The sequence below is a fragment of the uncultured Aquincola sp. genome, from assembly GCF_964001545.1.
Classification (GTDB): Bacteria; Pseudomonadota; Gammaproteobacteria; order Burkholderiales; family Burkholderiaceae_C; genus Aquincola.
Map to the genome: position 1 here is coordinate 1 of NZ_CAXFDV010000826.1, position 5,564 is coordinate 5,564.

The 5,564-nt window shown below is 67.2% G+C and carries 6 protein-coding genes and 1 tRNA gene; all 7 read left to right on the top strand.

Annotated features, from left to right (window positions below):
• A partial coding sequence (locus ABNT58_RS28585) for a DNA-directed RNA polymerase subunit alpha C-terminal domain-containing protein (protein WP_348756739.1) occupies positions 1–269 on the top strand: 269 nt, incomplete at its 5' end.
• Between the two features lie 68 nt (positions 270–337).
• A complete protein-coding gene (gene rplQ / locus ABNT58_RS28590; protein ID WP_348756740.1) occupies positions 338–736 on the top strand; it encodes a 50S ribosomal protein L17 in 399 nt (132 codons plus the stop codon).
• Between the two features lie 89 nt (positions 737–825).
• Positions 826–902: transfer RNA gene (locus ABNT58_RS28595), tRNA-Met, on the top strand.
• Positions 903–1,027: 125 nt separating this feature from the next.
• Complete coding sequence (gene yajC / locus ABNT58_RS28600) at positions 1,028–1,354, top strand: preprotein translocase subunit YajC (protein WP_348756741.1); 327 nt, start codon at positions 1,028–1,030, stop codon at positions 1,352–1,354.
• A gap of 57 nt (positions 1,355–1,411) precedes the next feature.
• Positions 1,412–3,298 (top strand): protein translocase subunit SecD, encoded by a 1,887-nt coding sequence (secD, locus tag ABNT58_RS28605; protein ID WP_348756742.1) that lies wholly within the window; start codon positions 1,412–1,414, stop codon positions 3,296–3,298.
• A gap of 18 nt (positions 3,299–3,316) precedes the next feature.
• Positions 3,317–4,354 carry a protein translocase subunit SecF gene (gene secF / locus ABNT58_RS28610; RefSeq protein ID WP_348756743.1) on the top strand — a complete coding sequence of 346 codons (1,038 nt, stop codon included), beginning with the start codon at positions 3,317–3,319 and terminating at the stop codon, positions 4,352–4,354.
• A gap of 39 nt (positions 4,355–4,393) precedes the next feature.
• Positions 4,394–5,564, top strand: a 1,171-nt coding sequence (locus ABNT58_RS28615; protein ID WP_348756744.1) for a DUF1631 family protein, incomplete at its 3' end; no start/stop codon positions are given.

Sequence of the window (5,564 nt, forward strand, 5' to 3'; positions counted from 1 at the left end):
CCGCGCCGCGCGCCGGCGGCAACTTCGACCCGATCCTGCTGCGCCCCGTGGACGAGCTCGAGCTGACGGTGCGTTCGGCCAACTGCCTGAAGGCCGAAAACATCTACTACATCGGCGACTTGATCCAGCGCACGGAAACCGAGCTGCTCAAGACGCCGAACCTCGGCCGCAAGTCGCTGAACGAAATCAAGGAAGTGCTGGCCTCGCGTGGTCTCACGCTGGGTGCCCGCCTGGAGAACTGGCCGCCTCAAGGCCTGGACAAGCGTTAATCACACGCTGTCATGTGCAACCCCCGGTACCTGACACGGCCGGGGTTCAATAAAGAAAGGAAAGCACCATGCGCCATCGCAACGGACTCCGCAAACTCAACCGCACCAGCGCGCATCGCCAGGCGATGCTGCGCAACATGACCAACTCGCTGCTGCAGCACGAAGCCATCAAGACCACGGTCCCGAAGGCCAAGGAACTGCGCCGCGTCGTCGAGCCGCTGATCACGCTGGCCAAGGAACCCACGCTGGCCAACCGCCGCCTGGCTTTTTCGCGCACCCGTGACCGCGACATCGTGGCCAAGCTCTTCAACGAGCTGGGCCCGCGCTACCAGACCCGTCCGGGTGGCTACACCCGCATCCTGAAGATGGGCTTCCGCGTGGGCGACAACGCCCCGATGGCCTTCGTCGAACTGGTCGACCGTCCCGACACCGCCGTGGCTGAAGAAGCCACCGACGCTGCCGAGTAAGTCGACTTGGCGTCTTTCAGCCTCTTTTCGAAATTTATTCGATAGGGGCTGGCAAGAAGCCAAAAGCACGCTATACTGTCAGCTCCCGTCGCGGGGTGGAGCAGTCTGGTAGCTCGTTGGGCTCATAACCCAAAGGTCGCAGGTTCAAATCCTGCCCCCGCAACCAGAATCCGAGACAGGCCCCCACGAAAGTGCGGGGCCTGTTTTTTTGTCCGAAGCTTTTTTGGCTTCCAACGGATTTTTTCGATTGGGCCCGCATCGAACGGGCCTTTGTCACAAGGACCGATCGCCGTGTTCATTTCCGAAGCCTTTGCTCAAACCGCCCCCGCTGCCGCTGAAGGCATGGGCTCCAGCCTCATGAGCATGCTGCCGCTGGTGCTGATGTTCGTGGTGCTGTACTTCATCATGATCCGGCCGCAGATGAAGCGCCAGAAGGAGCACAAGGCGATGATCGATGCGGTGGCCAAGGGCGACGAGGTGGTGACCGCCGGTGGCCTGCTGGGTCGCATCAGCAAGGTGGGCGAGAGCTTCGTCCATTTGGAGCTGGCCAGCGGCGTGGAAGTGCAGTTGCAGCGCACGGCCATCACGCAGGTGCTGCCCAAGGGCACGCTGAAGTAATCCCACCACCGTTCGTTTTCAACCCGGCGTGCCCGTGCGCGCCAGGGGAGTGTGTTGATGAACCGCTATCCGTGGTGGAAGTACGCGATGCTCGCCGTCGCGTTCGTGATCGGGCTGCTGTATACGCTGCCCAACTTCTTTGGTGAGGCGCCGGCCGTCCAGGTCTCCAGCGGCAAGGTCACGCTGAAGGTCGACAGTTCGCTGGTGCCGCGCGTCGAGAAGGCGCTGGCCGATGCCCAGCTCAAGCCCGACTTCGTGCAGTTCGACGGCAACTCGGTGCGCGCGCGCTTTGGCGATACCGACACCCAGATCCGTGCGAAGGACGTGCTGTCGCGCGCGCTGAACCCCGACGCGAGCGATCCGGCCTACATCGTGGCGCTCAACCTCGTCAGCCGCTCGCCGACGTGGCTGACCTCGATGCGCGCGCTGCCGATGTACCTGGGTCTCGACCTGCGCGGCGGTGTCTACTTCCTGATGCAGGTGGACATGAAGGCGGCGCTGACCAAGCGCGCCGAGGCGCTGACCGGCGACATCCGCTCGCTGCTGCGCGAGAAGAACATCCGCCACACCGGCATTGCGCGCGACGGCAACCTGGTGCGCGTGACCTTCCGCGAAGACGCCACGCTGCAAGCCGCGCAGGCGGCGCTGACCGCCGCGCTGCCCGACCTGCAGTGGGACGCCGGCACCTCGGGTAGCGGTGAACGCCAGCTGACCGGCACGCTCAAGCCGCAAGCGGCCATCGCCGTGCAGCAGGCTGCGCTCAAGCAGAACATCACCACGCTGCACAACCGCGTGAACGAACTCGGCGTGGCCGAGCCGGTGATCCAGCAGCAAGGCGCCGACCGCGTGGTGGTGCAGCTGCCGGGCGTACAGGACACGGCCAAGGCCAAGGACATCATCGGCCGCACCGCCACGCTGGAAGTGCGCATGGTCGACGACAGCACCGAGGCGGCTGCGGCCGCCATCGGCTCGGCGCCCGTGCCCTTCGGCACCGAGCGTTACGTCGAGCGTGGCGGCGCGCCGCTGATCGTCAAGCGCCAGGTCATCCTGACCGGCGAGAACCTGACCGACGCGCAGGCCGGCTTCGACGGCCAGAACCATGAACCCGCCGTGCACCTGACGCTGGACGCCAAGGGCGCCCGCGTGTTCCGCGACATCACGCGCGAGAACATCGGCAAGCGCATGGCCATCCTGCTGTTCGAGAAGGGCAAGGGCGAGGTGGTGACCGCGCCGGTGATCCGCAGCGAGATCGGCGGCGGCCGGGTGCAGATCAGCGGCCGCATGACCACCCAGGAGGCCAACGACACCGCGCTGCTGCTGCGCGCAGGTTCGCTCGCGGCGCCGATGGAGATCGTGGAAGAGCGCACCATCGGCCCCAGCCTGGGCGCCGAGAACATCACCAAGGGCTTCGACAGCGTGATGTACGGCTTCGCCGCCATCGCGGTGTTCATGTGCTGCTACTACCTGCTGTTCGGCGTGTTCTCCACGCTGGCGCTGGCGTTCAACCTGCTGCTGCTGGTGGCGATCCTGTCGATGCTGCAGGCCACGCTCACGCTGCCGGGCATGGCGGCCATTGCGCTGACGCTGGGCATGGCCATCGACGCGAACGTGCTGATCAACGAACGGGTGCGCGAGGAGTTGCGCAACGGCAGTTCCGCGCAAACGGCCATCCAGGCCGGCTATGAGCGGGCCTGGGGCACCATCCTCGACTCCAACGTCACCACGCTGATCGCCGGCGTGGCGCTGCTGGCCTTCGGCTCCGGGCCGGTGCGTGGCTTTGCGGTGGTGCACTGCCTGGGCATCCTCACCTCGATGTTCTCGGCGGTGGTGTTCTCGCGCGGGCTGGTCAACCTCTGGTATGGCCGCAAGAAGAAGCTGAAATCGGTGTCGATCGGCCAGGTGTGGCGCCCCGGCGCCGAGGCCGGCAAGTCGGCCCAGGCCTGATCGAGCAGGAGCCCCCACATGGAGTTCTTCCGTATCCATCGCGACATCCCGTTCATGCGCCATGCGCTGGTGCTCAACGTGATCTCGGCGGTGATGTTCCTGGCCGCGGTGTTCTTCATCGTCACGCGCGGCCTTCATTTCTCAATCGAGTTCACCGGCGGCACGGTGGTGGAGGTGGCCTACGCCCAGTCCGCCGACATCAACAAGGTGCGCGAGACCGTCGAGGGCATGGGCTTTGGCGAAGTGCAGGTGCAGAACTTCGGCACCTCGCGCGACGTGCTGATCCGCCTGCCGCTGCGTGGCGACGTCAAGCAGACCGAGGTGGTGAGCCGCGTGTTCACGGGGCTGTGCCAGGCCGAAGGTGGCCAGGTCGAATCGGCGGCGGTGACGGTGGCGGGCGACCCGGCCACCAAGCAGCAGTGCGCCAAGGGTGCGGAGCGTCCGCTGGAGCTGTCGCGCAGCGAGGTCGTCGGTCCGCAGGTAGGCCGCGAGCTGGCGATCGACGGCGCCAAGGCGCTGGCCTTCGTGATCATCGGCATCGTGATCTACCTGGCGCTTCGCTTCGAATGGAAGTTCGGCGTCGCCGGCATCATCGCCAACCTGCACGACGTGGTCATCATCCTGGGCTTCTTCGCCTTCTTCCAGTGGGAGTTCTCGCTCACGGTGCTGGCGGCCATCCTGGCGGTGCTGGGCTACTCGGTGAACGAGTCGGTGGTGATCTTCGACCGGGTGCGCGAGGCCTTCCGCAAGTACCGCAAGCTGGACACGCCGCAGGTCATCGACCATGCGATCACCAGCACCATCAGCCGCACCATCATCACCCACGGCTCCACGCAGATCATGGTGCTGTCGATGCTGCTGTTCGGCGGCCCGTCGCTGCACTACTTCGCGATGGCGCTGACCATCGGCATCTGCTTCGGCATCTATTCGTCGGTGTTCGTGGCGGCCGCCATCGCGATGTGGCTGGGCGTCAAGCGCGAAGACCTGGTCAAGGGCGGTGGCACCGCCGCCAAGGCCAACGACCCGGAAGACCCGAACGCCGGGGCGGTGGTGTAGAGTCAGTTCGCACTCACAAGGCGACATCCTTCCTCACGCATGGCGACCGCTGCCGACTATTCCGCCCTCGCGACGCAGGTTCGGCGCCTTTACACGGAAGAGCTGGTCAAGGGCTTCGTCGGCGTGTTCTCGGCCGTGGAAGCCCTGGCCCGCGAACAGCAGGATCGCCCCGCCGACTACAGCACCACGCAGCGGCGGCGCGACACCTTCACGGCCCTGCAGCAGCGCGGATCGGCCTGGCACCAGGCCTGTGTCGGTGCCCTGCGCAATGCCATGCTCTACGGCGTGTCCGCCTCGCGCCCGGGCGATCTGCCGCGATCCGCGCAGGCCGGCGAACCCAAGCTGTCCCTGGTGGACGACGACACGATCGAGCGCGAGATCCTCGGCTCACGCCTGGCGCTGGCCGTGATGGACCGCGCCTCCTGGGAGTTCACCGACCTGCGTTCGCGCATGGCCGTGCTGGAGCGCCGTGAGGAGCTGGACGCCAACGACATGCTGCGCGCCCATGTCCTGGCCCGCATCGCGGTGGACGCCTGGTGCAGCAGCGGCCTGCCGATCGCCGGCTGGCGCGACCTGCAGCCGGCGCTGCACGAAGAAATGGCCGCGCTGGTGCAGGCCGCCTACCACACCTGCAACCAGTTCCTGGCGGGCCAGCAGGTGCTGCCCCAGGTCGATCTGCGGCCGATGATCCGCCGCACGCCGCAGGGCGGCGGCACCGGTTTCGGGCAGTTGCCGCCGCGGGCTACCGACCCCGCCACCGGCGCCGGTGCATTGCCTGCCACGGCCCACGGCCACCTCGGCGCTGGCGCCGCGATGAGCACGCGCACGGTGCAGGGCGGGCTGCGCGCCGGTGGCGGCGCGCGAGACGGCGAAGCCACCCGCCTGCTCACCGCGGCGGCCGGCCTGCCCCGCGGTGGGGAGCATGCCGCGGCCGTGCTGGGCCGGCTGAACCGCCTGGTGGGGCGCCAGTTGCCTGAATTCGCCCGCACCGATGCACATGCGCCGGCGCGACCCGCTTCACCAGGATTGACTGCGGCCATCGGCCTGGCGCAGCAAGGCATCCAGCGGCGCTTCAGCGCCACACAGGCGGCCACGGCGGGCGCCGCAGCGGGGCCGGCTTCGGTCAGCGCCCCCACGCTGCTGGAAGACCTGCAGCAGCGCAAGCAGGTCCTGAAGAAGGCGGCCGAGACCCCGGTCGAGCGCGCCACCA